Origin of the sequence: Bacillus siamensis (assembly GCF_051628075.1) — a bacterium.
GTDB classification, from domain to species: domain Bacteria; phylum Bacillota; class Bacilli; order Bacillales; family Bacillaceae; genus Bacillus; species Bacillus siamensis.
On sequence record NZ_CP155579.1, the window covers coordinates 3,875,106 to 3,897,476 of the forward strand.

A 22,371-nucleotide genomic window follows, 5' to 3' on the forward strand; every position below is an offset into this window, starting at 1 on the left:
CCTTTCCTTCAACATTTTACAATATAAACAGAATCAGATATAGAAAATGTTATATATTTTTAAGAAGAAAGCGCTATGCCGTTTCCTTCGGCTCTGGTTATTTGCACTCTGTTTTTGCCATAAAAAGACCTTTATAATGTATTTGTCAGATGAATTTACAGTATTTTCTGATTACATTTTGCCAAGTCAGGGGGTTTTTTATGAAACATCAGCCATTCTCAAATGTAGCGAACCGATTAGACCGTCTCCCCATTTCGCGTGTGCACTATCAAGTATTAACCGCTCTCGGAATCATTTATTTTTTCGATCTCGCTGATTTGTTTACGCTCAGCAACGTGGCTCCTGCGCTGATTGAGCATTGGGGCGTGAAGCTGTCCACCATTGCCGACATCACGGCTGCGTCCTTCCTCGGCATGTTTTTAGGCGCCTCCATCGGCGGCAGGCTGTCCGATCGGATCGGCAGGAAAAAAGCGCTGAATTGTTTTGTTCTTATCTTTTCGATCTCATCTTTTCTGAATGCGCTGGCATGGGACATTCCTTCCTTAATGATTTTCAGGTTTTTGACAGGTCTCGGCGTCGCGGCCGCCATGATTGTCACTAACAGCTACTTGGCGGAATTCTTCCCATCCTCCGTTCGGGGAAAATACATCTCCTTTTGCGCCATGATCGGCTTAATCGGCGTTCCCGTCACAAACGTCGTATCCGCTTTTGTCATTCCGTTAGGCTCATGGGGATGGCGGCTCGTTTTTGTATGGGGCGCGGCCGGTCTCGTTTATTTCTTTTTTATCCGCCGGCTTGAGGAATCGCCGCGCTGGCACGAAAATCGGGGGGCATATGATCAGGCAAACGCCATTATGAATCGTCTTGAAGCCCGCGTAGAGAAAGAAAAAGGCCCGCTCCCCGCGCCAAAAGATGCGGCAGAAGTACATACAGTGAAGCATGCCGGCTACTTAGGGCTGTTTCAGGGCAGGAATTTAAAGATCACCATCATCCTGTCTGCAGTATGGATTCTTGAAACCTTTGGCTTTTACGGCTTTGCCTCATGGGTGCCCAGCCTGCTGAAAAGCAACGGCATCACCATGGAAAAAACGCTGTGGTACAATGTGCTTCACTCTGTCGGCGCCCCGCTTGGCGCATTGCTCGGTTCCATGATATCCGAGACGTTCCAAAGAAAATGGATTCTAGCCGCAAGCGCCTTTCTGACTGCCATTGCCGGACTGTTATACGGCATGACGTTTATTCCCGTGATGATTATTGTGTTTGGATTTGTCGTCAACGTCACGGAACGGGTTTTCACCTCAAATTTATACGCATACACATCAGAGCCGTATCCGACGGAATATCGTTCGGCGGGCAGCGGGCTTGCGTACGGGCTCGGCCGTTTTTCCAACATATTCGGTTCCCTGCTCGTCGGTTTTATTGCCGTAAAACTCGGATACATCAGTGTCTTTTTGTTCATCGGCGGCTGCTGGCTTCTATGTTCCGTTCTGTTAATCCTCTTCGGCCCGAAAACAAATGCACAGCAAATTTAATCAATAAAACAGTGCGGGTTCACCCCGCACTGTTACACTGTGATTTCTATCAAATTGCCTTCCCCATCCTCTATCACGCTCTCATAATATCCGTCACCCGTTACGCGCGGGCCGCTTACAACCTCAAATCCGTCATTTTTAAACGTCTCCGTCAGTTCATTCACCCGCTCCTTGCTGCCTGTAGAAAATGCGAGATGCGCCCATCCGGTCATATTCTGTGACGGAGTTTCATCAATGCCGCCTTTTTTCATAAGTTCCAGCCTGCATCCGGAGTCAAATGAAAGAAAGTACGATTTGAAATCCTTTTTCTCATTATGGTAAAGGTCATTGGCCTTTGCCCCGAAGTATTTCTCATAAAATTCTTTCATCCGTTCTAAATCTTTGACCCATATCGCTGCATGTTCAATTCGCATATGTCCGCCTCCCTTTTTTCCTCAATCTAGTTATAAGGTATGAAATCCATTTCAGCTCAAGACTTTTTCCTCCGAAATTGATGCATAATTTGTTTTTTTGCTGTTTCTCCGTGCAGAAACAGCAAAAATGCTTCTTTTCCGACCCGTTCTAAATGAAGTTCCAGGGATGGAATATTTAAAACCCGGCTGACGCTCAAATTTCCTTCACCGATGATCTCCGCGTCCCATTTCTGCTCTTTCGCAAATTGGTACAAGCCGGCAGCCACATCATCACTGTGCGCATAGACGGCCGTCGGCGGCTTGCTGAACCCCCAGAAATGCTCACCCGCACGCTTCCCATCGTCCATATCATGGCAATCGACCAGAATGCGGGTTTCATCAAGAGAACCGAAAACCGCCTTATATGCATTTACCTTGTCGGCCGTACTCGGGCTTTTTTCCGCTTCCCGCACACATGTAAAAGCAACATCTTGATGCCCGCGGTTTTTCAAATACATAAAGCTCTCTCTGTAAGCCGCCTGCCTGTCATTATAAGCGCAGGGAATCTCTTCGTGCTGTGTATATTCACAAGCGACAATGGGGCCGTATTCAAGGTAAGGCACGGCTGTTTCCCATTCATTCGCGCGGGAGGTGACAATCAGTCCGTCAATCTTTTTCATTTTCAGCAGTTCGAAATACGTCATCTCTATGGCGGGGTCATAGTTGGTGGGGAGAAGGGTTGTCACGTAGTCATGAGCAAACGCTTCCTTCGTGATACCGTTTACAATTTTGTCAAAGCAGGGATGGTCACTGTACGGCAATATCACGCCGATCGTATTGGTCTTTCCGCGAATCAGATCAATGGCTGTTCGATTAGGAGTATAATCCAGCTCCTTCATCACTTGATTCACAAGACGCCTTTTCTCCTCAGATACGTACGGGTGTTGGTTTAACACGCGTGATACGGTGGCCACCGACACATTCGCCAGTTTCGCAATCTCTTTTATATTTGCCATGTGCTCCTCCATTTTCGATAATAAAAAAGCAGCAAGAGTGGATTTCTCTTACTGCTATCTCATCATAAATCCACTGTCATTTCAACAGGGCAATGGTCAGAACCCATGATATCGGCACAAATGGCCGCTTGGCTGATCCGGTGCTTCAGCCTGTCTGAAACAATAACATAATCGAGCCGCCAGCCGATATTTTTCTCGCGTGCATTCGTCCTGTAAGACCACCAGGAATACGCGCCTTCCTGATCGGGATATAAATAGCGGAACGAGTCGGTAAATCCCGCGTTCAGCAGAGTGCTGAACGCTTCCCGCTCCTGAACCGAGAAACCGGCGTTCTTTCGGTTGGCTTTTGGATTTTTCAAGTCTATCTCCCTGTGTGCGACATTCAAATCGCCGCATAAGATCACAGGCTTCTTCCGGTCAAGCTTCTGCAGATAATCCTTAAAATCTGCATCCCATTGAAGACGGTAATCAATTCGCTCTAATCCGCGTTTGGCATTTGGCGTGTAGCAATTGACGACGAACACGTGCTCAAATTCAAGCGTGATCATCCGTCCTTCTTGATCATGGCCGTCAATTCCCATTCCATAGGACACGTGCAGCGGCTCTTCTTTCGAGAAAACAGCCGTGCCCGAGTAGCCTTTTTTCACCGCATAGTTCCAATAGGCGTGATATCCTTCAGGCTGTAATGATACTTGTCCGTCCTGTACTTTTGTTTCTTGCAGACATAGAATATCGGCTTTCGTTTCCTGAACATAAGTATTGATATCTCTTTTTTTCATCACGGCACGCAAGCCGTTTACATTCCAAGAAATCAGTTTCATGTGTTCCCTCCCGCCGGCTCAGCCGGTATTAACATTCAGCATGTGTCTATTTCCATGTTTTATTGTGCCTGCCCTCTAATGCCAGCAGCTGTTTTTTCATTTCTAAACCGCCTCTGAATCCGGTCAGTTTCCCGTTTTTCCCAATGACACGATGGCACGGAACCGTAATCAATACCGGGTTTTTCCCGATTGCGGCGCCCACGGCTCTTACGGCTGACGGTTTCCGGATCATTTCTGCTATATCCGAATAGGAGTATGTCTCCCCGTACGGTATGTCCATAAGCGCTTTCCATACAGCAAGCTGAAATTCCGTCCCATAAAGATCGAGCGGGACGGAAAATACGGATCTGCCATTTTTGATGTACTCGGACAGCTCTGCTGTGTAAGGCGCCAGTTTTTCATCATCACGCACCAATCGGTATTCCGGCATGGCTTTTCCAGCCCACTGCGCAAGTTCTTCAAAGTTACCATGATTTGAACCTATGAAGCAAAGCCCCTTGGAAGTAGCGGCTGTATACAGGCGCCAATCATTCCATGTGAAGCGTGTCCAATAGATCATCGTCTCTTTACTCATAATGAACCTCCCTGTCTCGTTCCGGCAGTTTTTCTGTATTCTGTGGGCGAACTTCCGGTTTTCTTTTTGAAAAGGGTCGCAAAATGCGCTGTGTTTGGAAATCCGACAGTCAGAGCGATCTCCATAACTGTCTTATCAGTATGCATTAAAAGATCCCCCGCCTTCGCGAGTCTTTTTTTCTGTATATACTCAATCGGAGATATCCCTTTGATTTTTTTAAATGTCCTCTGTAAATGATAGGGGCTGCCGTGACACATATCTGCCAGTACGCTCAGAGTCAGGGGTTCGTGATAATGGCCGTCAATGTACTCAGTGATTTGCGCAACCCATTCTTCATCTGGGAGACGAAGGCCGTTCGGCCGGCACCTTTTACAAGGACGAAAATGTCTCTTTAGCGCTCCTTCAGCCGTAGCAAACACCAGTACGTTTTCCTTATTCGGAACCCTCGATTTACAAGAAGGGCGGCAGAAAATCCCCGTCGTTTTTACCGCATAATAAAATGTCCCGTCATAGGAAGCATCATTGTGTATGATTGCTTTCCACTTCTCATCTGTCAGGATATTTCTTTCCGTTTCCATCTCAGTCACCCCCTGTTCTTCAGTATAAACAAATTCATTTTATAAGTACGCATATTTGAATAGGCGAGCAAGATAACAAAGACGGATGTAAGAAGCCCTTCCATGTTTCATGTGAAACATTTCGGCAGGATGGAGAGGGAATGATATAAAAAAAGAGCAGGAGCCCGCAGGCTCTTGCTCTTTTTTTTCGGCTTACTCGCCAGTTACGTATGGAAGTAAAGCCATTTGACGTGCGCGTTTGATCGCGATAGTCAATTTACGTTGGTATTTCGCATTTGTTCCAGTTACACGGCGAGGTAAGATTTTACCACGCTCAGAAACAAACTTTCTAAGAAGATCTACATCTTTGTAATCGATGTGCGTAATGCCGTTAGAAGTGAAGTAACAAACCTTACGGCGTTTCGCACGACCGCCTCTGCGTCCTCCTGCCATTGTCATTTCCCACCTTTCTTGTTATGAATATAGCGATAATCTATTAGAACGGAAGATCATCATCCGAGATGTCAATCGGCTTGCCGTCGTTGGCAAATGGATCATCATTAAAGCTGTTCCCTTGATTTCTTCTCTGGCTGTTCTGATTTCCGCCGAACGGATTATCATTTTGGCCTCCGCCAAAGTATTGGCCTCCGCCGCTGTTTCCTTCGTTGTATCCACCTGAACCAGAACCGCCGCTTTTAGGCTCAAGAAATTGAACACTTTCAGCTTGGACTTCTGTCACGAAGACACGCTGTCCCTGCTGGTTTTCGTAATTTCTTGTCTGGAGTCGGCCGTCTACGCCGGCAAGGCTTCCTTTTTTAAGAAAGTTTGCAACGTTTTCGGCTTGTCTTCTCCAAGTGACACAATTAATGAAATCGGCTTCACGTTCTCCGGACTGGTTCGTGAATGTACGATTCACAGCAAGAGTAAACGTGGCGACAGCCGCACCGCTTGGCGTATAACGAAGCTCTGGGTCTTTTGTCAGTCTTCCGACTAATACAACTCGGTTAAGCATATGAAAGACCACCTTTTAACATTATATATTTCAAATTGCTTATTCTTCTTCTTTAACAACGATGTGGCGAATGATATCGTCACTGATCTTAGCTAAACGGTCGAATTCAGCAACCGCTGCAGCTTCAGACTGAACGTTTAAGATTTGGTAGAAACCGTCACGGAAATCGTTGATTTCGTAAGCAAGACGACGTTTACCCCAATCTTTTGTTCCAGTGATCTCCGCTCCGTTAGAAGTCAAAACGTTGTTGAAACGCTCGATAACTGCCTTCTTTGACTCTTCGTCAATGTTCGGACGGATAATGTACATAACTTCGTACTTTTTCATCTGTTTGCACCTCCTTTTGGTCTAAGCGGCCCTTAAATGGGCAAGGAGCAATAATTCTATTACTCACAAGTTTATATTATACCAAAGCTCTTGTCCCTTTACAACTGTGTCCTATACATTAAATCGGAAATGAATGACATCTCCGTCTTGGACGATATATTCCTTACCTTCCAGACGCACTTTTCCGGCTTCTTTAGCTCCGGACATTCCGCCGCCTGCCAAGAGGTCTTCATAAGCAACCGTTTCAGCGCGGATAAAGCCGCGTTCAAAGTCAGTGTGGATGATACCCGCACACTCAGGAGCTTTCATGCCTTTTCTGAATGTCCAAGCACGCACTTCCTGTTCGCCCGCCGTAAAGTATGTCGCAAGGCCGAGAAGAGAGTATGAAGCTTTAATCAGCTGATCAAGGCCTGACTCTTCAATGCCGAGCTCTTCTAGGAACATTTGCTTTTCTTCGCCTTCCAATTCAGCAATTTCAGACTCAATTTTCGCGCAGACGACGATGACTTCGGCATTTTCACCCGCGGCGTACTCACGGATTTTCGCAACGTATTCATTGTCTGAAGGATCAGCCACTTCATCCTCGCTAACATTCGCCACATAAAGCACGGGTTTTGACGTAAGCAAATGAAGCTGCTTCACAAGCTTTTGCTGTTCTTCCGTAAATTCAACGGAACGTGCAGGCTTTTCTTGTTCGAAAGCTTCTTTTAATTTAGACAGAATATCAAATTCAAAAACCGCTTCTTTGTCTTTTTGCTTCGCAAGCTTGCTTACCCGTGTGATGCGTTTTTCGACTGTCTCCATGTCGGCAAGAATCAATTCAAGATTGATCGTTTCAATATCATCAATCGGATCGACTTTCCCTGACACGTGCGTAATATTGTCATCAGCGAATGCCCGTACAACGTGACAGATCGCGTCTACCTGACGGATATGAGAAAGAAACTTATTTCCGAGCCCTTCACCTTTAGATGCGCCTTTTACGATCCCTGCGATATCAGTGAATTCAAACGCAGTCGGCACCGTTTTTTTCGGGTTCACCAATTCAGTCAGCTTTTGCAGACGTTCATCAGGCACTTCCACGATTCCCACGTTCGGATCTATTGTACAGAACGGGTAGTTGGCTGATTCGGCACCAGCCTGGGTAATTGCATTAAATAACGTCGATTTTCCCACATTCGGCAAACCGACAATTCCAGCAGTTAAAGCCATTCTTTCATCTCCTCTATATCAAACCATCATCGTATTAAACGTATTGTAAACCTAGAGCAATTATAAGGAGGTTCATAGGAAAAGACAAGCTGAGAAAAAAGCATTTCCCGCCCTCTCTCTCCTTAGATTATCCTTTTTTAACCGCTACCAGACAGTCAAAAAGCGTACTTCCCATTCCATTATCGGAATTTGAATCTTTTGTAAGCATGTTGACCGAGCCTCCGAATGCCGACCACATGCCTTCATCTATATTCACCGTCTTCGGGTGAGCCTGCTTCATGATTTTCACCCTGCCGCGCAGACGTCCGCGATCATTGTATACCTCTGCCGTATCTCCGTCCTGAAGAGAAAGCTCCTCGGCGATATCCGGCGACAGATCCACCTGAATCTGCTGAAGCTTTTCAATAAACGGCACGTGCTGCGAATGATTGGAGCGCTGCGGGTGAATGGACAGCAGCGTATACGGATATTTCCCGGCCAGCCCGGCGTCGTGATAAACGGATTCTTCCGGCACTTCCAATTGAGGGAGGCCGCTGTATCCTTTCTGTTCTGCCAATGACGAGACGAATTCAAACTTTCCGCTTGGGGTTAAAAACTGGAAATCATTCCATGGAACCTGTTTGACCGGAAGCGGCATATGGCCTTTTTCCTTTAATCGCTCAAGGGTGATTCCTTCTTTCTCCAGAGAAGAGAGCCCCATTTTCAAAAAATCTTCCGTACTGTAATCAAACAGCTCCCCAAATCCGAGACGCTTGGCGAGCTCCGTCCAGATCCAGCGGTCTGATTTCGCCTCTCCCTGCGGTTCCGCAAGCTTTCTGCCATACTGAACATAGTGATGATACATGCTGGAGTAATAAATATCTTCTTCTTCAAAAACAACGGCCGTCGGCAGTACATAGTCACAGAGCTTCGCCGTATCGGTCATGATCGAATCAATGGCCACTGTGACCGGTGTTTTTTCAAACGCTTCCTTCACTTTTTTTGTATTCGGCACCTGTGTCAGCGGATTGCCGCACGTCACGATAATCATCTCAATCGGCGGGTCGGCTGCATTCAGCGCCTCTTCGGCCTGTGTCATCATCGAAAACGTTCTCGTGTTTTTCTTCAGGTCAGGACGGGTGAGTTCGGTCTTTGCAAAGCTTTCACCGACTTGGACATTTCCGAAGTTGGCTCCGCCGCCTTTAATACCGACATTTCCGCTCGCTGCCGCTAAAGCGTCAATCCAGCGTATCGTCCCGCCGCCGTTTTTATATCTCTGCATCCCAAGACCCATAAAAGTAGAAGCGGGACCGTCAGCATATAGATCAGCAAGATATTCAAGCACTTCTAAAGATGTTTCGGTTTTCTCAATGATCTCATCCAATGAAATCGTGTGCAGCAGCTTTTCTATTTCTTCAAAACCGATCGAATGCTTTTGAATGAAATCGGCATCCGTTCTGCCGGTTTGGCATAATATTTTCAATACACCCGCCGCAAGCCAGCCATCCATTCCGGGTTTAATGGAGATATACCGGTCGGCAAGCTTTGCAGTCGGGTTAAAAATAGGATCAATGACCGTCAGTGTCGCTCCTTTTTTCTTCACCTGCTGCAAATGATGATAGAGGTGCATATTCGTCCGTGACACGTTTCTGCCCCATACGATCACATGCTTGCTGTGATAAATATCAAGCGGTCCATGCCCGTAAGAACGGCCGAAATCCCAGCGCTGCGCCTCAATTCCGGACCCCCAGCAAATGCTGCCCGCAATCTCCGTCACACCGCCGTATCCATTGAAAAAACGCTGGTCGAGCGCTTTCAAAAGACCGTTATTGGCATAATCATGACTGTGCAGCACAGCGGCAGTGCCCAGCGTTTCCTTAATCTCCGCCATTTTTTCCGCAATTCCATCTAACGCCTGCTCCCAAGAAATGCGGACAAATTCGCCGTCTTTCTTTTTTAAAGGAAAACGAAGCCGCTCCGGTGCATTCGTTTTCGTCTCCAGCATTCTGCCCCGGCCGCAAATTTTCCCTTCTGTGATGGGGTGATTCGGGTCTCCGTCTACTTTCGTCACCTTTCCATCCTCAACTGTCACCAAAAAGCCGCAGCTGTCCCAGCAATTCAGCGGACACGCTGACTGATGCACTTTGCTCATCTGGCCTCTTCCTCTCCTCTATATGAAAAAGCATGAGCGTCAGCCTTTATGATGTAGGCTCCTCATGCTTGACGAGTACTTTTTTCAGCTTTCTCTCAAAATCTCTTCTCGGTATCATGACACTGTGGGAACAACCCGTGCATTTGATCCGAATATCCATTCCCATCCGAATGATTTTCCACCTGTTTTCACCGCAAGGGTGCGGCTTCTTCATTTCAACAATATCATTCAGGCCAAAGTCTTTATCCGCCAAGACCCTTCACCTCTCTTCATAGACTGCTTTATTCATTGTACAAAAAAAGTCAGGATAAGAGCAACGTCGGCACTCAAAATGAGCATTATACTTTTTTCCATCTCCCTAATACAGGGTAAAGAAGAAGACATACCAGCAAATAAAGACTTAAGAGCCCGTAAATGGGATACAAAATGGCGATTAAATCTGAAAAGCCGATTGTCGTAAAAGGCACCATCACAGCTAAAAGAAGAAGAACGAGCGTCCACCTCGGCAATTTCACAAAAACAAGCATGCGGCTGGACAGCCCGAACAGACCGGTCACGGTTGTCGTATATATGGCTAAAAAAAGCACGGCTGTCATACAAAGAAACAACGGATAAGGAGCACCTTCAAGTACGGCAAAGAGAGGGATCTCATAATGTGTGAGACTGCCTGAGAGCTGTACAAGCGTTTCATTGTAGACAAATGAAATCACACCGAAAATCAGCCCGCTGACAACACTGGCGATTTTCGCTTCTCCCAGTCCTTTCATATCCTTCCCGACAGAAGAAAGAACCGCCACAACAGAAAGGATATTTAATGACGTAAAGGTGATGCTTGCCGGCCAATTATATTGACGGGTCAAATCTATCGTCCACGTATAGTGATGGGTTGTCTGAAAAAAGATCAAGGCATATAACAGCCCCGCTACAAGAATCGGTATCAAGATACTATTCAGAGATAATATTCCTTTTATATCCCAAAAGAATAAACAGATGGTCACAATGCAAAGAAGAAAAATACCGATCCAAAACGGCAGCTTGTACATTTGCAGCGTCACACCGCCGCCGGCAATCATGACCGTCGTCGTTGAAAATAAATAAAACATGATAAGAACATCATAGATTTTGGCAAGAGCCGGCCCCATCAAATGCTCTAGCACAGGCAAAAAGTGCGTTGATTGGACCTGATAGCTGATCTTCAGCACAATATAAGCCGAAATGGTGAACATGACTGTAAACAATACAATGGCCAGTCCGCTTTCAACACCGAAAAACTGCCATATTTCCTGCCCGCTTGCGTACCCGGCTCCAATCTGGCTGCTTAATATGAGCAGCATCCACCTCATTCCGGCTCTCCACAACCTTATCACCTCATAAAATTTCTGATAATCTCCGCATATTGCTACTATATTGAGCGACAGCGGCAATCATTCATACAAACGGGACAAATATGGTACGATGAAGATGATTGACTACTCAGAAAATTTATTCGTGTAAGGAGCTCAAATCATGTACATCAGGCGTTTAACCGCAAGTGATACCCAGCTTTACTCCAGCATCAGGCTCAAAGCATTAAAAGATCACCCGGACGCATTTGCGGTCAGCTATGATGAGGAGAAAGAATGGCCGCCCGAAAAATTCAAAGCCAGGCTTGAAGCCGACAATGCTATAGTGCTTGGCGCCATTGAGAAAGGCAGTCTTATAGGCATCATTAAAATATCCAATCATCCGCTTTATAAACTAAGACACATTGCGGTTATCGGTTCTATGTATGTTTCTCCTAAACATCGAGGATCAGGCGCAGGAAAAGCCTTAATGACTGAAGCCATCAGCCAAGCAAAAAAGATGAAAGATACGGAACAGCTCCATCTCTCGGTTACTTCAACCAATGAACCTGCAAAAAAACTCTACGCTCAGTTAGGTTTTATCCTCTTCTCTACAGAAAAAAGAGCGCTGAAATTAGATCACCAACAATATGTCGATGTAGATCATATGGTCTTATACATTTCATGAACTTGAAGAACAACAGCTTCAGGTTCATTTTTTTTACCCGACAGACTGATTATGACATAAGCATAAAAAAAGACAGTGCTGGATATACTGTAAACAACCATACATCACCACAAACATCAGTGTAATACTCGTATGACATGACAAGGAAGTGAACCCTATGAATCGAAAAGGCGGGCTTTTTTCTCAGGAACGGGCAAAACAATATGTGTCCCATACGGATTCCTCTGCCGCGAATCAAATACAAGCGATCCTTGCTTCATCTTTACGTAAAGCAGGCGGCAGGCCGTTAGTCACCGTGTGTATCGGTACAGATCGATCAACCGGAGATTCATTAGGTCCGCTTGTGGGAACAAAGTTAGAAAAAATGAAGTTAGGCAGATTACACGTTTACGGAACACTGTCAGACCCCGTTCACGCCGTAAATATGAAAGACAAACTGAAACATATTCAACATATACATAAAAATCCGTTTATTATAGCTGTTGACGCTTGTTTAGGCCGCGTTAAAAGCGTAGGGTCATTTCAAATCGGCGATGGACCGCTGAAGCCCGGAGCCGGTGTTCAAAAAGACCTTCCTGAGATCGGTGACGTTCATATTAATGGAATCGTCAATGTCAGCGGGTTTATGGAGTATTTTGTCCTGCAGAATACGAGGCTTCATCTTGTGATGAGCATGGCGAATGTTTTGGCAGAGGGATTACAGCTGACAGATAAATCAGAAGGACGGCAGGAACGGCTCAGTCCGTTTCATAAGCTGACAAGACGTATATAAAAAAACCATCTTTTAAAAAAAGATGGTTTTTATGCTTCTCTTTCTGACAACAGTTCGAGGATACGTTCAAGGTCTTCATTTGAGAAAAACTCAATCTCAATTTTCCCTTTTTTCTTTTGTCTCTTAATATTGACTGTTGTTCCGAAATAATTTTGCAAATATGATTCCCGCTCTTTTAACACCACATCTTGAACAGGTTCTTTTTTCTTTGTTTCACGTGGAACATTATTGTTTAACTGCTGAATGAGCTGTTCAAGCTGACGGACGTTCAGCTGTTCTTCAACCACTTTCTTCACCAGCGGTTCAAGCTTGTTTTTATTTTTCAAACCGAGCAAGGTCCTGCCGTGCCCCATGGATAACGTACCTTCTGCAATGAGGTTTTGGATGCTTTCAGGCAGTGTCAGCAGTCTCAAATGGTTGGCAATATGAGGTCTGCTTTTCCCGAGCCGTTTAGCGAGCTGTTCCTGGGTAATATCCAAATGTTTCAGCAGTGAATCATATGCCAGAGCTTCTTCAAGCGGTGATAAATCTTCACGTTGAAGGTTCTCCAAAAGAGCGATTTCCCGCATCAGCGATTCAGATAACTCCCGCACGATGGCCGGCACTGTTTCTTTCCCGGCAAGCTTTGCAGCGCGATAACGGCGTTCCCCGGCTACAATATCGTAGCCTTTCAGTGATTTTCTCACGATAATGGGCTGAAGAATGCCATGCTGAATGATGGATTCCTTCAGTTCAGCTAGTGACTCATCATCAAATTGTTTTCTTGGCTGATAAGGATTGGGGCGCAAATCACTGATTTTAATCTCTTCCACTGTCTCTTCAGACAAATCAACTTGATTAAACAACGCATTAATCCCTTTTCCGAGCCCGCCTTTAGCCATTCGCTGCCACTTCCTTTGCTAAATCTAAATATACTTCCGCACCTCTCGAACGCGGATCGTATAATATGATCGGCTTGCCGTGACTCGGCGCCTCACTTAAACGGACATTACGAGGAATAATGGTTTGATACACCTTATCTCTAAAGTATTTCTTCACCTCTTCTATCACTTGAATGCCGAGATTCGTTCTGGCATCAAGCATCGTCAGAAGCACTCCTTCTATCATTAAGTCTGTATTTAAATGTTTTTGCACAAGCCGAACTGTATTTAATAATTGACTCAATCCTTCAAGAGCGTAGTATTCGCACTGAACCGGGATAACAACTGAATCTGATGCGGTAAGCGCATTAATCGTTAATAACCCGAGAGACGGAGGACAATCAATAATCATATAATCGTAATTTTGTTTCACTGATTCTAATGCTCTTTTCAGCCTTACCTCCCGTGAGATCGTCGGAACCAATTCGATTTCCGCTCCCGCAAGCTGGATTGTGGCTGGAATGACATCTAAGTTCTCTACTGAAGTCGGTTTAATAATATCTGTTACATCTGCGTCATCTACTAAAATGTCGTACACACAATGATCCACATCGGCTTTTTCAATCCCTAATCCGCTCGTTGCGTTGCCCTGCGGATCAATATCAACAAGAAGAACCCTTTTACCTATGTAAGCTAAGCAAGCCCCCAGATTAACAGAAGTCGTTGTTTTCCCGACTCCGCCTTTTTGGTTCGTAATTGCTATGATTTTTCCCACGATGTCACCTACCTTCACATGAACATGTACTGTCTTGTTTCTATCTTATCAAAAAAAGAGTAAAGCGTTTTATTTTTTTCATAATTTGTTTATCAGCAAGTGAAAAAAATGCAAACGAAAAAGACACTTTCTCTTATAAATTCTCCGATAAAGTGACTTTTTTGACTGTAAAAAGACAATTCACGACACAAAAAGATAAATTTTTACAATTATAATACATAGTGCAGAATACATCTATTATTATCTCAAAATAGTTTTTTGGCTAAAATAAAAACTCCCCTGCTGATCAGGAGAGTTTTTATTTAGGTATCCGAATGGTAAGCTGAATGTACTCTTCGAATTCTTCTTCCTCAGTATTCAGTCTGACGCCGCTGTCTTCCACCATGGACAAGGACTGGCGAATCGTATTCATCGCAATTCTTGTATCCCTGCTGAACGCTTTGCGTCTCGGCTTCGGTTTCTGCTTATTCTGTTCAAGCATTTTCACCACTCGGTCTTCCGTCTGCTTGACGTTTAAGCTTTTCTCGATGATTTCCGCAAGCAATGTGACCTGAAGCTCAGGCTGTTTGAGCGGAATCAGGGCTCTTGCATGGCGTTCCGTGATTTTTTTCTCCATAATCGCATCCTGGACGGGTTCAGGAAGCTTTAACAATCGGAGCTTGTTCGCAATCGTTGACTGGCCTTTTCCTAAGCGCTGCGCCAAGGCTTCCTGTGTTAAATCATGAAGTTCTAACAGCCTTGCGTACGCATGAGCTTCCTCAATGGAGGACAATTCTTCTCTCTGCAGGTTTTCAATCAAAGCGACAGAAGCTGTTTCCGTATCAGAGAAATTCTTTATAATTGCGGGAATATTTTCCCATTCAAGCGTCTGTACCGCTCTCCAGCGCCTTTCACCCGCAATGAGCTCATATTGTCCTTCATCTTCTGTATGTCTGACAACAATCGGCTGAATGATGCCGTGTGTATGGATAGTCATTGCTAACTCTTTGATCTTTTCATCTGAGAAAATGGTGCGTGGCTGAAAACGGTTGGGAACGATAGCATGTACCGGTATTTCGAGTATCTCTTCTTTGTTTGTATCATGCTCTGCTATCTCCGGTTCCTCTTCCTTCTCACCAAACCCGAAGAAACGAGAGAATGAATGCTTCATGTACCTACACCACCTTTAAAAACTGCCATTTTTATAATTCTATTTTCTCATGGTTTTTCCTGCTGTATCTTCATCAATTTTGCAGAAAATATGATGGAATTGTCACATCAGGCTGTCTAAATTACCCTTCAATTGGCGATTTATTCGGAGTACCCGGTTTTCTCGGATATTTTTTCGGAGTGCTTTTCGTCTTGCGAATGATCATAATGTTCCGTTCACTTTCTTCGACGGGAAGTGTAAAGGAATGAACTTGTTCAAGCTCTCCTCCCAATACTTTAATCGCCTTTTGCCCCGCTTTCAGCTCTTCATCAGCGGCTGCTGCTTTTAGTGCCGCAAATACGCCGTTTTTCTTGACAAGCGGCAGACAAAGCTCACTCAGGACTGACAGACGCGCCACCGCACGAGCGGTCACGAGATCAAAGCTTTCCCGGACGTCCTTCCGCTGTCCGAATGTCTCTGCCCTGTCATGGACAAATGTCGTATGCTCTAATTGTAAAGCATCAGAGAGAGTTTCCAAAAACGTAATCCGCTTATTCAGTGAATCGACGATGGTGACATGCAGATGCGGGAAGCAGATTTTGACGGGCAGGCTTGGAAAACCGGCACCGGCGCCAACGTCACAAAGAGTGGTGACTTTTTCAAAATCAATATAAAATGCCGCCGTAATCGAATCATAAAAATGCTTAAGATATACTTCCTTTTTCTCAGTGATGGACGTCAGATTCATTTTTTCGTTCCATTCCACGAGCATCTGGTAATACAACTCGAATTGCTCCAGCTGGCGGTCAGAAAGGGAAATCCCTTTCTCCGCTAAACTGGATGTAAATTCCTCTATATTCATGCCGTCATCCTTTCTATTCAGCTACCTTGGCAATACGGCCCTGCTCCAGGTAAACCAGCAGGATTGAAATGTCGGCCGGATTGACCCCGGAAATACGGGACGCTTGAGCAACTGATAAAGGACGCACTTCTTTCAGCTTTTGACGGGCTTCAGTAGCAATTCCTTTAATGGCGTCATAATCAATCCGATCAGGGATTTTTTTGTTTTCCATCTTCTTCAGCTTCTCCACTTGCTGCAAGGATTTTTCGATATATCCTTCATATTTCACTTGGATTTCCACTTGTTCCGCCACATCTTGCGGAACCGGAGAATCAGCAGGCGCAAGTTTTGTCACTGTTTCATAGTTCATTTCCGGACGTTTCATTAAATCTGTGCCGCGCACTCCATCTTTCAGTTCGCTTCCGCCGAGTGAACGGATATATTCCTGATTCTCAGGAGACGGCTTGATAATAACAGACCAGAGACGTTTTTTCTCAGCTTCGATCGCCGCTTTTTTCTTTTCAAACGCTTCATAGCGCTCATCCGAAATTAAGCCGATCTCATGGCCGATTTCCGTCAGACGAAGATCCGCGTTGTCATGGCGGAGCAGCAGTCTGTATTCCGCCCGTGAAGTCAGCAGACGGTACGGTTCATTGGTTCCTTTCGTTACCAAATCATCAATCAATACGCCGATATACGCATCGGAACGGCTGAGGATAACCTCTTCTTTTCCAAGCGCTTTGCGGCCTGCGTTAATTCCTGCCATAATTCCTTGCCCGGCTGCTTCCTCATAGCCTGATGTACCGTTAATTTGACCGGCCGTGTACAGGTTAGGGATTTTTTTCGTCTCCAGTGTAGGCCAGAGCTGCGTCGGTACGATCGCATCATACTCAATCGCGTATCCGGCTCTCATCATCTGCACCTTTTCCAGTCCCGGAATGGTCGCCAGCATCCGTTGCTGAACGTCCTCAGGAAGGCTCGTGGATAAACCTTGAACGTATACTTCCTGCGTATTTCTGCCTTCCGGCTCAAGGAAAATCTGGTGACGCGGTTTATCATTAAACCGAACGACTTTATCTTCAATCGAAGGGCAATATCTCGGTCCTGTTCCCTTAATCATACCGGAATACATTGGCGAACGATGCAGGTTGCTGTCAATGATCTCATGAGTCTCAGGACTCGTGTAAGTCAGCCAGCAAGGCAGCTGATCGGTAATGTATTCAACCGTTTCATATGAGAAAGCGCGCGGAACCGGATCTCCCGGCTGGATTTCTGTTTTGCTGTAATCAATGGAATCGCTTGAGACGCGAGGAGGCGTTCCCGTTTTAAAACGAACGAGATCAAAACCAAGCTCCTCTAAGTGCTCAGAAAGTTTAATAGACGGCTGCTGGTTATTCGGACCGCTTGAGTAAGACAGATCTCCGAGAATGATCCGCCCTCTTAAATACGTTCCGGTTGTCAGCACGACCGTTTTTGCCTTATATTCAGCACCGGTTTGCGTAATGACACCGCGGCACTCACCGTCTTCAATGATTAAACGCTCGGCAATCCCTTGAAGAAGTGTCAAATTCGGTGTTTTTTCCAGCGTATGCTTCATTTCATGCTGATATTGGAATTTATCCGCCTGCGCACGCAGCGCACGTACGGCCGGGCCTTTCCCTGTATTCAGCATTCTCATTTGAATATGAGTTTTATCTATATTTCTAGCCATTTCTCCGCCGAGCGCGTCAATTTCGCGGACGACAATCCCTTTTGCGGGGCCGCCGACAGACGGATTACATGGCATAAACGCAACCATATCAAGATTGATCGTCAAAACAAGCGTTTTGGCTCCCTGGCGCGCAGATGCGAGGGCAGCCTCAACACCGGCATGCCCGGCGCCGATGACGATCACGTCGTATTGGCCTGCTTCATACCCCATGGTTTTTTCCTCCCTTTTATTTACCTAAACAAAATTGTGAAAAGAGCTGATCAATTAAACTTTCGTGGACGGCATCACCGATGATTTCGCCCAGCAGCTCCCAGCACCTTGTCAGATCAATTTGCACCATATCAATCGGAACATCCTGTTCAATTCCGTTCAGTGCATCATCAATCGCTTGCTTTGCCTGATGCAGAATCGAGATATGACGGGTATTGCTGACATATGTGAGATCTCCGCTTTCGATCGCTCCTGTATAAAATAGCGACTGAATCGCTTCCTCTAAATCTTGTATACCTTCTTCTTTCAGCAATGAGGTCGTGACGACAGGCCGGCCTTTCGCAAGCTCCTTGACGCGCTCAGCGTCAATCTTAGCCTCAAGATCCGTCTTATTCATAATGACTATGACGTCCATTCCCTCAACCGCTTCAAATAATTTCACATCTTCTTCAGAAAGCTCTTCGCTGTGGTTGAGCACAAGCAAAATGAGATCCGCTTCCTTCAGAACCTGGCGTGAGCGTTCTACACCGATTCTTTCGACGATGTCTTCGGTCTCACGGATTCCGGCGGTATCGACAAGCCGGAGCGGCACGCCTCGGACATTGACATATTCCTCAATCACATCACGCGTCGTTCCCGGAATATCCGTTACGATCGCCTTCGTTTCATGGACAAGACTGTTAAGCAAAGAAGATTTCCCGACGTTCGGACGGCCGATGATCACGGTAGACAAGCCCTCGCGTAAAATTTTCCCCTGCTCAGACGTACGAAGCAGCGCTTCAATTTCTTTCTTCACGCCGCTTGCCTTCTCCACTAAAAGCTGATGCGTCATTTCTTCGACGTCATCATATTCCGGATAATCTATATTAACCTCAACATGGGCAAGTGTTTCTAACAATTCATCCCGAAGACGGCGGACTAGTGCGGAAAGCCGTCCTTCCATCTGGTTCATGGCGACATTCATGGCACGGTCCGTTTTGGCCCTGATCAGATCCATCACCGCTTCCGCCTGTGAAAGGTCAATCCGTCCGTTTAAAAATGCGCGCTTCGTAAACTCACCGGGTTCCGCCAGTCTCGCACCTTCTCTTAAAGCAAGCTGGAGCACCTGATTAACCGTCACAATTCCTCCGTGACAGTTGATTTCAATAACATCTTCCCTTGTGAATGTTCTGGGCGCTCTTAAAACAGACACCATCACTTCCTCAATAATCCGTCCCGTCGTGCTGTCTGCGATATGCCCGTAATGAATGGTATGCGATTCTGCCGAACTGAGCGTTTTGCCTTTCGGACCCTTGTACATTTTGTCGGCGATTTCTACGGCTTCCGGGCCGCTCAGCCGAACGATCGCGATCGCGCCTTCACCCATCGGAGTTGAAATCGCTGCAATTGTATCCATGCTGTTCACCTCTCTTTATCTCTGTTTCCATCTATATAAAAAATTGATTTACGCCAAAATTAAAAGATAACATAGTTTGGTTTGAAGTGGAAGATACGTTATCCACAAAGGCAGAAATTCATCCCTTATTACTTTAACTTATCCACATGTGAATAACAATTAATTTTATTTCCTAAAACCTTTTTTATCAACAGCATACACCGAAAAAGAAAAAACTTAAACGCAAAAAATGCGATTCTGCTTAGGAATAGAGCCATTTTCGCCAATAAAAAAACCGAAGTTCCGATTTTACCCGGACTTCGGTTTTCTGCTATCTTTATGGGAAATAACGAGATGACGGTACCGGCCTTCACCGGTAGAAAAAGTTTTGATATTTGGGTGTCTCGACAGAGCGTCATGGATGATTTTTCTTTCGCCTGACGGCATCGGTTCCAAATGCACATCTTTTTTTGTTTTCGACACCTGCTTGGCCAGCCTGTTTGCCAGCTGATCCAGAATTTCTCTTCTTTTCAGACGATAATTTTCAGCGTCGACAACGGCGTGGCGATACTGCCCGGAGCCACGGTTCAAAACAAGCTGCGCCAATGTTTCCAGAGCATTGAGTGTTTGTCCTCTTTTGCCGATAAGCAGCGCTGCTTTTTCACCTTTAATATGAAAACAAACTGTTTTTTTGTTTTCTTCCGTGACAATCTCAGAAGGCCCCGCAATGGAATTGATGATTTCTTCCAGATACGCTTTCGCTTCCTGAACAGGATTTTTTTTCTCTTCCAGTTCTACGATCGCATTCTTTTTTCCGAAAATACCCAAAAATCCTTTAGATTCTTCCTGCACCACCGTTATTTCTACTTGATCTTCCGTCAGTTGAAGTTCCTGAAGGCCTGATTGAACTGCTTCTTTGACATTCCGTCCCGCAGCAGTCACCTTCTTCACTTTTTCTTTCCTCCCGCTTTCTGCGTTTCCGGATCGTGTTTAATGTCAGGCCCTTTAATAAGGAATGTCTGAGCAATCATAAACAGGTTTCCGACTACCCAATAAAGAGAAAGCGCACTCGGGAAGTTGATCGCAAATACGATGATCATGATCGGCATAATCCATACCATCATTGCCATTTGAGGATTCTGAGATGGATTTCCGGCCATCATCAGCTTCTGCTGGACAAAAGTGGCCACACCGGCAACGATAGGAAGAATATAGTAAGGATCTTTCTCTCCTAAATCAAACCATAAAAAGCTGTGCTGTGAAATGGCTTGCGTACGCATAATCGCGTGATAGAATCCGATCAAAATCGGCATTTGAATCAGGATCGGAAAACATCCCGCCAGAGGGTTTACCCCGTGCTTTGAAAACAGGGCCATTGTTTCCTGCTGAAGCTTCTGCTGCGTTTTTTGATCTTTTGAGCTGTATTTTTCTCTAAGCTTCTGCATTTCCGGCTGAAGCGCCTGCATCGCTTTTGAGCTTCGAAGCTGCTTGATCATCAGCGGCAGAATCAGCAGACGGATTAAAATCGTAACGATGATGATCGATAAACCATAGTTATCGCCCGTCAGTTTTGCTACGTACGTAATGACTTCTGACAATGGATACACAACATATTTGTCCCAGAAATGCGGACTATTCGCCGTAATCGGCTCTTTTACACTCGAGCACCCGGCCAGCAGCACGAGCATACCGACCATACTCAGTAGTAACCATATTCTCCTTTTCAAGAACGTTTCCTCCTATACCATTCTTTATAAACCTTGTATGTATTTTAGCATCTTTCAGTTTTAAATGGCGGTCATTTTTCGCCAAACAAAAGGAAGCGCTTTTAAAAACGTGAAGAAAACAAAATATGAGCTATTTTGACGAAGATTTCTTATATAAAGAGGTTTTTCTGAATAAGTGCTGCAGACTTTTTTTTGTTTCTTCAAAACTGAGGTCGGCGGCGGGTTTTCTAGCGATAATAATAAAATCTTTCGGCTTGAGCAGCTCTTTTTCCTCCTGAACCGCCTGTCTGATTAACCGCTTCACCCGGTTGCGCACGACGGCGTTGCCGATTTTTTTACTGACAGAAAGCCCTACCCGGAGCTCTTCCTGCTGCGGCTGATCGAGCGTATACAGTACGAACTGGCGGTTTGCCATAGACGTTCCGCGTTTAAACACTTTTTGAAAATCTTCATTTTTCTTTAACCGATTTCGCTTCTTCACTTTGATTCACTCCGATATTCACTCGCAGAAACTTTTATTACTATCTAAAAAAAACGGGCCGCCGGAATACTGAAGAAATTTCTCCAGTACCGGGCGACGCATGATCTCTTTTCTCTTAATGTGAAAAAAGACCACTGACATTATTCAGTGGCCTAAGCTGATAATACTTTTCTGCCTTTGCGGCGACGGCGTGCTAATACTAGACGACCGTTTTTTGAACTCATACGGCTTCTGAAGCCATGAACTTTACTGCGTTTACGGTTATTCGGTTGGAATGTTCTTTTCATTTATGACACCTCCCTCGAGGAATAGCTGTTAAAGACAGTCTTACTTATTATATTTGTGCTGCCTATTCATTGTCAACTTCAGCAGTGCTTTTATTTCTTACAACCATAATAGGATAACATACCTTAACCAGATTAGAAACCTTAATTTTCATATTCCTTTTTTTAACGCAAAAACGCCGCGCGCCCTCCGGAAAAAACGGTATGTGGATAATTTTTTGGCCTTTTTTTAATATCCACAATCGTTATCGACAACATTTTCACATTGCTAACCCCTGTGGACAAAGATTTTTCAACAAGTTGTCAGGTTTGTGGATAAGATTACGAGAACCGTTGCAAGTCCTCGCTTAATTTGATATTATATTTGTGTTTTAACTCTTAATTATTGATTCACTCCGTTCTCTTTATCCACAAAGTGTGGATAAGTTGTGGATTGTTTTCACACAGCTTGTGTAGATTGTTGTCCACAACTTGTGGAATTTGTCGAAAAGCTATTTTTCTACTATACTATATGTTTTCAACATTTCGTGTGTACGAATGGTCAGAGCCATATGCTCTTTTTTTGTGTTCTATAACAGGGGAAGAGCGCTGATTTTAAAGAAAAGGAGGGCTGTGCCGGATA

General features: G+C 45.2%; 25 protein-coding genes. 3 read left to right on the forward strand and 22 right to left on the reverse strand.

Going from position 1 to position 22,371, the window contains the following annotated elements; genetic code table 11:
- The first annotated feature begins 200 nt into the window (after positions 1-200).
- Positions 201-1,532, forward strand: a complete 1,332-nt coding sequence (locus ABDB98_RS19235; protein WP_438421030.1) for an MFS transporter — start codon at positions 201-203, stop codon at positions 1,530-1,532.
- Positions 1,533-1,564: 32 nt separating this feature from the next.
- On the opposite strand, the gene ABDB98_RS19240 is transcribed toward ABDB98_RS19235, so the two are convergent.
- From ABDB98_RS19240 to ABDB98_RS19295, 12 genes are all read right to left on the reverse strand, one after another.
- Positions 1,565-1,945, reverse strand: a complete 381-nt coding sequence (locus ABDB98_RS19240; RefSeq protein WP_438421031.1) for a VOC family protein — start codon at positions 1,943-1,945, stop codon at positions 1,565-1,567.
- Between the two features lie 56 nt (positions 1,946-2,001).
- Entirely contained in the window at positions 2,002-2,940 is a 939-nt protein-coding gene (locus ABDB98_RS19245; RefSeq protein ID WP_438421032.1) for a LacI family DNA-binding transcriptional regulator, read from the reverse strand.
- Positions 2,941-3,002: 62 nt separating this feature from the next.
- A complete protein-coding gene (gene xth / locus ABDB98_RS19250; protein ID WP_438421033.1) occupies positions 3,003-3,761 on the reverse strand; it encodes an exodeoxyribonuclease III in 759 nt (252 codons plus the stop codon).
- Between the two features lie 46 nt (positions 3,762-3,807).
- Positions 3,808-4,335 (reverse strand): methylated-DNA--[protein]-cysteine S-methyltransferase, encoded by a 528-nt coding sequence (locus tag ABDB98_RS19255; RefSeq protein ID WP_438421034.1) that lies wholly within the window; start codon positions 4,333-4,335, stop codon positions 3,808-3,810.
- On the reverse strand, positions 4,332-4,913 hold the full coding sequence (locus ABDB98_RS19260; protein ID WP_438421036.1) for a bifunctional transcriptional activator/DNA repair enzyme AdaA: 582 nt from the start codon (positions 4,911-4,913) through the stop codon (positions 4,332-4,334). The genes ABDB98_RS19255 and ABDB98_RS19260 overlap by 4 nt, the downstream gene beginning before the upstream one ends.
- Positions 4,914-5,105: 192 nt before the next feature.
- Complete coding sequence (gene rpsR / locus ABDB98_RS19265) at positions 5,106-5,345, reverse strand: 30S ribosomal protein S18 (protein ID WP_004392983.1); 240 nt, start codon at positions 5,343-5,345, stop codon at positions 5,106-5,108.
- 43 nt (positions 5,346-5,388) lie between these two features.
- The gene (gene ssbA, locus ABDB98_RS19270) at positions 5,389-5,904 is read right to left on the reverse strand and encodes a single-stranded DNA-binding protein SsbA (protein ID WP_016937325.1); all 516 of its coding nucleotides are present in this window, start codon (positions 5,902-5,904) and stop codon (positions 5,389-5,391) included.
- 39 nt (positions 5,905-5,943) lie between these two features.
- A complete protein-coding gene (gene rpsF, locus ABDB98_RS19275) occupies positions 5,944-6,231 on the reverse strand; it encodes a 30S ribosomal protein S6 (protein WP_004392977.1) in 288 nt (95 codons plus the stop codon).
- 111 nt (positions 6,232-6,342) lie between these two features.
- The gene (ychF, locus tag ABDB98_RS19280) at positions 6,343-7,443 is read right to left on the reverse strand and encodes a redox-regulated ATPase YchF (RefSeq protein WP_045925735.1); all 1,101 of its coding nucleotides are present in this window, start codon (positions 7,441-7,443) and stop codon (positions 6,343-6,345) included.
- A 127-nt stretch (positions 7,444-7,570) separates the two neighbouring features.
- Positions 7,571-9,574, reverse strand: a complete 2,004-nt coding sequence (locus ABDB98_RS19285; RefSeq protein ID WP_438421037.1) for a molybdopterin-dependent oxidoreductase — start codon at positions 9,572-9,574, stop codon at positions 7,571-7,573.
- A 46-nt stretch (positions 9,575-9,620) separates the two neighbouring features.
- Positions 9,621-9,827, reverse strand: coding sequence for a DUF951 domain-containing protein (locus ABDB98_RS19290; protein WP_004392973.1), 207 nt, complete (start codon positions 9,825-9,827; stop codon positions 9,621-9,623).
- Between the two features lie 85 nt (positions 9,828-9,912).
- On the reverse strand, positions 9,913-10,917 hold the full coding sequence (locus tag ABDB98_RS19295; protein ID WP_438421038.1) for a YkvI family membrane protein: 1,005 nt from the start codon (positions 10,915-10,917) through the stop codon (positions 9,913-9,915).
- Positions 10,918-11,080: 163 nt separating this feature from the next.
- Between ABDB98_RS19295 and ABDB98_RS19300 the strand changes: the two genes are divergently transcribed.
- Both ABDB98_RS19300 and yyaC read left to right on the forward strand, forming a co-directional pair.
- A complete protein-coding gene (locus ABDB98_RS19300; RefSeq protein WP_438421039.1) occupies positions 11,081-11,584 on the forward strand; it encodes a GNAT family N-acetyltransferase in 504 nt (167 codons plus the stop codon).
- Between the two features lie 157 nt (positions 11,585-11,741).
- Entirely contained in the window at positions 11,742-12,356 is a 615-nt protein-coding gene (gene yyaC, locus ABDB98_RS19305) for a spore protease YyaC (RefSeq protein ID WP_060963795.1), read from the forward strand.
- Between the two features lie 29 nt (positions 12,357-12,385).
- Here yyaC and ABDB98_RS19310 read toward each other — a convergent pair whose 3' ends face one another.
- The 10 genes from ABDB98_RS19310 to rpmH all read right to left on the reverse strand — a co-directional run bounded on the left by ABDB98_RS19310 (position 12,386) and on the right by rpmH (position 21,752).
- A complete protein-coding gene (locus ABDB98_RS19310) occupies positions 12,386-13,237 on the reverse strand; it encodes a ParB/RepB/Spo0J family partition protein (RefSeq protein WP_016937319.1) in 852 nt (283 codons plus the stop codon).
- Positions 13,230-13,991, reverse strand: a complete 762-nt coding sequence (gene soj, locus ABDB98_RS19315; protein ID WP_007409899.1) for a sporulation initiation inhibitor protein Soj — start codon at positions 13,989-13,991, stop codon at positions 13,230-13,232. Before soj ends, ABDB98_RS19310 begins: the two co-directional genes overlap by 8 nt.
- A 298-nt stretch (positions 13,992-14,289) precedes the next feature.
- Positions 14,290-15,141 carry a nucleoid occlusion protein gene (noc, locus tag ABDB98_RS19320; RefSeq protein WP_016937318.1) on the reverse strand — a complete coding sequence of 284 codons (852 nt, stop codon included), beginning with the start codon at positions 15,139-15,141 and terminating at the stop codon, positions 14,290-14,292.
- A 121-nt stretch (positions 15,142-15,262) separates the two neighbouring features.
- Complete coding sequence (rsmG, locus tag ABDB98_RS19325) at positions 15,263-15,982, reverse strand: 16S rRNA (guanine(527)-N(7))-methyltransferase RsmG (RefSeq protein ID WP_045925731.1); 720 nt, start codon at positions 15,980-15,982, stop codon at positions 15,263-15,265.
- Positions 15,983-15,995: 13 nt separating this feature from the next.
- The gene (gene mnmG / locus ABDB98_RS19330; RefSeq protein WP_004392959.1) at positions 15,996-17,882 is read right to left on the reverse strand and encodes a tRNA uridine-5-carboxymethylaminomethyl(34) synthesis enzyme MnmG; all 1,887 of its coding nucleotides are present in this window, start codon (positions 17,880-17,882) and stop codon (positions 15,996-15,998) included.
- A gap of 16 nt (positions 17,883-17,898) precedes the next feature.
- Positions 17,899-19,278 carry a tRNA uridine-5-carboxymethylaminomethyl(34) synthesis GTPase MnmE gene (mnmE, locus tag ABDB98_RS19335; protein WP_007615094.1) on the reverse strand — a complete coding sequence of 460 codons (1,380 nt, stop codon included), beginning with the start codon at positions 19,276-19,278 and terminating at the stop codon, positions 17,899-17,901.
- Positions 19,279-19,566: 288 nt separating this feature from the next.
- The gene (gene jag, locus ABDB98_RS19340) at positions 19,567-20,208 is read right to left on the reverse strand and encodes an RNA-binding cell elongation regulator Jag/EloR (protein WP_438421040.1); all 642 of its coding nucleotides are present in this window, start codon (positions 20,206-20,208) and stop codon (positions 19,567-19,569) included.
- The gene (gene spoIIIJ, locus ABDB98_RS19345) at positions 20,205-20,954 is read right to left on the reverse strand and encodes a YidC family membrane integrase SpoIIIJ (protein ID WP_014471334.1); all 750 of its coding nucleotides are present in this window, start codon (positions 20,952-20,954) and stop codon (positions 20,205-20,207) included. Before spoIIIJ ends, jag begins: the two co-directional genes overlap by 4 nt.
- A gap of 160 nt (positions 20,955-21,114) precedes the next feature.
- Entirely contained in the window at positions 21,115-21,465 is a 351-nt protein-coding gene (rnpA, locus tag ABDB98_RS19350; protein WP_016937314.1) for a ribonuclease P protein component, read from the reverse strand.
- 152 nt (positions 21,466-21,617) lie between these two features.
- On the reverse strand, positions 21,618-21,752 hold the full coding sequence (gene rpmH, locus ABDB98_RS19355; protein WP_003178075.1) for a 50S ribosomal protein L34: 135 nt from the start codon (positions 21,750-21,752) through the stop codon (positions 21,618-21,620).
- Between the last annotated feature and the right edge of the window lie 619 nt (positions 21,753-22,371).

Excerpts from the sequence above, each read along its gene's own strand:
- ychF (WP_045925735.1), bottom strand. The coding sequence starts at position 7,443 with ATGGCTTTAACTGCTGGAATTGTCGGTTTGCCGAATGTGGGAAAATCG.
- mnmG (WP_004392959.1), bottom strand. The coding sequence starts at position 17,882 with ATGGGGTATGAAGCAGGCCAATACGACGTGATCGTCATCGGCGCCGGG.
- ABDB98_RS19300 (WP_438421039.1), top strand. The coding sequence starts at position 11,081 with ATGTACATCAGGCGTTTAACCGCAAGTGATACCCAGCTTTACTCCAGC.
- ABDB98_RS19285 (WP_438421037.1), bottom strand. The coding sequence starts at position 9,574 with ATGAGCAAAGTGCATCAGTCAGCGTGTCCGCTGAATTGCTGGGACAGC.
- rpsR (WP_004392983.1), bottom strand. The coding sequence starts at position 5,345 with ATGGCAGGAGGACGCAGAGGCGGTCGTGCGAAACGCCGTAAGGTTTGT.
- rpmH (WP_003178075.1), bottom strand. The coding sequence starts at position 21,752 with ATGAAAAGAACATTCCAACCGAATAACCGTAAACGCAGTAAAGTTCAT.
- ABDB98_RS19295 (WP_438421038.1), bottom strand. The coding sequence starts at position 10,917 with ATGAGGTGGATGCTGCTCATATTAAGCAGCCAGATTGGAGCCGGGTAC.
- ABDB98_RS19255 (WP_438421034.1), bottom strand. The coding sequence starts at position 4,335 with ATGAGTAAAGAGACGATGATCTATTGGACACGCTTCACATGGAATGAT.
- ABDB98_RS19310 (WP_016937319.1), bottom strand. The coding sequence starts at position 13,237 with ATGGCTAAAGGCGGGCTCGGAAAAGGGATTAATGCGTTGTTTAATCAA.
- ABDB98_RS19240 (WP_438421031.1), bottom strand. The coding sequence starts at position 1,945 with ATGCGAATTGAACATGCAGCGATATGGGTCAAAGATTTAGAACGGATG.
- mnmE (WP_007615094.1), bottom strand. The coding sequence starts at position 19,278 with ATGGATACAATTGCAGCGATTTCAACTCCGATGGGTGAAGGCGCGATC.
- rpsF (WP_004392977.1), bottom strand. The coding sequence starts at position 6,231 with ATGAAAAAGTACGAAGTTATGTACATTATCCGTCCGAACATTGACGAA.
- ABDB98_RS19235 (WP_438421030.1), top strand. The coding sequence starts at position 201 with ATGAAACATCAGCCATTCTCAAATGTAGCGAACCGATTAGACCGTCTC.
- spoIIIJ (WP_014471334.1), bottom strand. The coding sequence starts at position 20,954 with ATGGTCGGTATGCTCGTGCTGCTGGCCGGGTGCTCGAGTGTAAAAGAG.
- rsmG (WP_045925731.1), bottom strand. The coding sequence starts at position 15,982 with ATGAATATAGAGGAATTTACATCCAGTTTAGCGGAGAAAGGGATTTCC.
- yyaC (WP_060963795.1), top strand. The coding sequence starts at position 11,742 with ATGAATCGAAAAGGCGGGCTTTTTTCTCAGGAACGGGCAAAACAATAT.
- noc (WP_016937318.1), bottom strand. The coding sequence starts at position 15,141 with ATGAAGCATTCATTCTCTCGTTTCTTCGGGTTTGGTGAGAAGGAAGAG.
- xth (WP_438421033.1), bottom strand. The coding sequence starts at position 3,761 with ATGAAACTGATTTCTTGGAATGTAAACGGCTTGCGTGCCGTGATGAAA.
- ssbA (WP_016937325.1), bottom strand. The coding sequence starts at position 5,904 with ATGCTTAACCGAGTTGTATTAGTCGGAAGACTGACAAAAGACCCAGAG.
- ABDB98_RS19245 (WP_438421032.1), bottom strand. The coding sequence starts at position 2,940 with ATGGCAAATATAAAAGAGATTGCGAAACTGGCGAATGTGTCGGTGGCC.
- ABDB98_RS19260 (WP_438421036.1), bottom strand. The coding sequence starts at position 4,913 with ATGGAAACGGAAAGAAATATCCTGACAGATGAGAAGTGGAAAGCAATC.